Source organism: Arthrobacter sp. Br18 (assembly GCF_000520555.1).
Classification (GTDB): Bacteria; Actinomycetota; Actinomycetes; order Actinomycetales; family Micrococcaceae; genus Arthrobacter_D.
Window position 1 is genome coordinate 101,836 of sequence record NZ_KI914899.1, and the last position, 1,937, is coordinate 103,772.

The 1,937-nt window shown below is 70.7% G+C and carries 2 protein-coding genes; one reads left to right on the forward strand and one right to left on the reverse strand.

Annotation, left to right across the window (positions count from 1 at the left end; all coding sequences use genetic code 11):
• Window positions 1-1,270 (forward strand): 5-oxoprolinase subunit B/C family protein (locus Y704_RS22440; RefSeq protein ID WP_035773312.1); only part of this gene is annotated, 1,270 nt, incomplete at its 5' end.
• A gap of 485 nt (window positions 1,271-1,755) precedes the next feature.
• On the opposite strand, the gene Y704_RS24700 is transcribed toward Y704_RS22440, so the two are convergent.
• On the reverse strand, window positions 1,756-1,937 hold a 182-nt coding region (locus Y704_RS24700; RefSeq protein WP_162149437.1), incomplete at its 5' end, for a hypothetical protein.

A 1,937-nucleotide genomic window follows, 5' to 3' on the forward strand; every position in this document is an offset into this window, starting at 1 on the left:
GGGCACATGGACCGCTGCGTTCGGCGGGTTCGCGCCCGGATTCGCCTACCTCACCGGCGGTGACCACCGGCTATCGGTCCCCCGCCGCAGCAGCCCCCGCACGGCCGTACCGGCCGGGTCCGTGGCGCTCGCAGGAGGATATTCGGCGGTCTACCCCCGCGAGTCCCCCGGCGGGTGGCAGCTCATCGGGCGGACAACAGCGGAACTCTGGAACATCGACCGGCCACAGCCCGCACTGATCACCCCTGGCAACCGGGTCCGGTTCACCAGCGTGCGCGAGGTCATCACCACCGCTCCGAAGGCTGCCCGCACCACCGCGGAGCGCGGCGGTGCAGAGGCCGCGCTCCGCGTCATCTCACCCGGTCTGCACAGCGTGTTCCAGGATCTCGGCCGGCCCGGGTATGCCTCCCTCGGTGTGGCCCGGTCCGGAGCGCTCGACCTGGCATCATTCCGGCAGGCGAACCGGCTCGTCGGCAATCCGGCGTCGAGCGCGGTGATCGAATCGCTCAATGGCGGGCTCGTGCTGGAAGCCCTCACGGATCAGGTGCTCGCGGTGACGGGCGCGCAGGCCGGGCTGACGGTGGCGAATCCCACCGGGGCCGTGCGTCCGTTTCGGGGATGCGCTCCCTTTCTCCTGCCGGCCGGGCACGAGCTGAGGATAGCTGCGCCCGGACGCGGCCTGCGGACCTACACCTCCCTACGCGGGGGCTTCGACGTCAAGGCCTCGCTGGGCAGCCGCTCCACCGATTCGATGTCGGGTATCGGGCCGGCGGCGCTTGTGGGCGGGCAGCTGCTACCACGCGGGAAACCCCTGCCCGGCTCGGTAGTGGGCGATCCCGAACTGCCACGGGACCCCCGCACTCCAGAGATGCTCGGCATCATCCCCGGACCGCGTACCGACTGGTTCGAGCAGGGCGAGATCGACCGTTTGTGTGCGGTGGAATGGACCGTGACGGCCCGATCGAACCGCATCGGCTTGCACCTGGATGGGCCGGCGCTGAGGCGGTTCCGGCATGGCGAGCTGGCGAGTGAGGGCACAGTCAGCGGGGCGCTGCAGGTGCCGCCGTCGGGGCTGCCCGTCCTTTTCCTCGCGGACCACCCGGTCACCGGAGGGTACCCGGTGATCGCGGTAGTGAGGTCCGACGACCTCGACCGCGCAGCCCAACTGCCTCCGGGTTCGCGGGTGCGGTTCCTGTGCGATTCCCGTGCGGGGGAGTCGACAGCGGGGGATCCGACGTCGCTGTCGACAGTCAGTCCCCAGCTTCCCTGAGGCCGGGAGTGGCCGGGAGCGTCAGGTCCGTGTCTCCAGGGGCGGGCGGTTCATCACAGGGCGCCGGAAGGGTGGTCGGGGGCCCGTCGGCTGGTGGTTCGCCGTCTGCCGGGTCGACGGCCGGCAGCGTGTCGGCTGGGGATCCGCCTGCTGGGGGCGAGTCGGCACCGGTTGGTGGTGGCGGATCGCCGGGCAGCGCGTCGGGCAGTGGTGCCTGGTCCGGATCTGTCTCAGCAGCACCTTCTTCCTCACCCGGCCGTGCAGGGCATTCAGCGGAGACCTGAGGTCCAGGGGTCGGTGCTGGCTCAGGAGCTGACTCGGAAGACGGTTGCGGTGCCGGCTCTGGTTGGGGCGCCGGCTCTGGTTCTGGCTCCGGCGAGGGCTGTGGTTCAGGTTGTGGCAACGGTGCCGGCGCGGATTCCGCCTCTGGTTCGGGTTCCGCCTCTGGTTGAGGTTTCGGGGTGGGCTCTGGAACCGCCTCCGCTTCAGGTTGCGGCGAGGGTTGAGGTTGCGGCGAGGGTTGAGGTTGCGGCGACGGCGATGGTGACTGCTCTGGGTCGGGCCGTGGCGACGGCGATGGTGACTGCTCTGGTTCGGGCCGTGGCGACGGCGATGGTGACTGCTCTGGTTCCGGCGACGGCGATGGTGACTGCTCTGGTTCGGGCCG